The sequence below is a fragment of the Vibrio sp. 10N.222.46.A1 genome (genome assembly GCF_041473595.1).
GTDB lineage: Bacteria > Pseudomonadota > Gammaproteobacteria > Enterobacterales > Vibrionaceae > Vibrio > Vibrio tasmaniensis_A.
In genome coordinates this window covers 1-312 of record NZ_JBFRSN010000991.1, presented here as the reverse complement: position 1 = coordinate 312, position 312 = coordinate 1, and the positions used below count along the sequence as shown (strand labels likewise).

Annotated in this window: 1 protein-coding gene; it reads left to right on the top strand. The window is 47.8% G+C overall.

Features of this window, described 5'->3' with window-relative positions; translation table 11 throughout:
* On the top strand, positions 1-312 hold a 312-nt coding region (gene nrdI / locus AB4496_RS22950; protein WP_372132085.1), incomplete at both ends, for a class Ib ribonucleoside-diphosphate reductase assembly flavoprotein NrdI.

Sequence of the window (312 nt, the reverse complement as noted above, 5' to 3'; positions counted from 1 at the left end):
CTAGCGCTTCCGGGAATACGAAGCGATTTGTCGAACAGCTAGGATTACCTGCGATTAGGCTTCCTACTGAGGCCAATGAAAGGGCGCTAGAGATTGAGCAACCATTCGTACTTATATGCCCGACTTATGCCGATGGTGAGGGGCGAGGAGCTGTGCCTAACTCCGTTATAAGTCTATTGAATAACCCGAATAATCGAGCATTGATTAAAGGTGTGATTGCATCGGGAAATCGAAACTTTGGAGCTCTTTTTGCTCGCGGAGGTGCCATTGTCGCTGAAAAATGCAATGTGCCGCTGTTGTATCGTTTCGAAC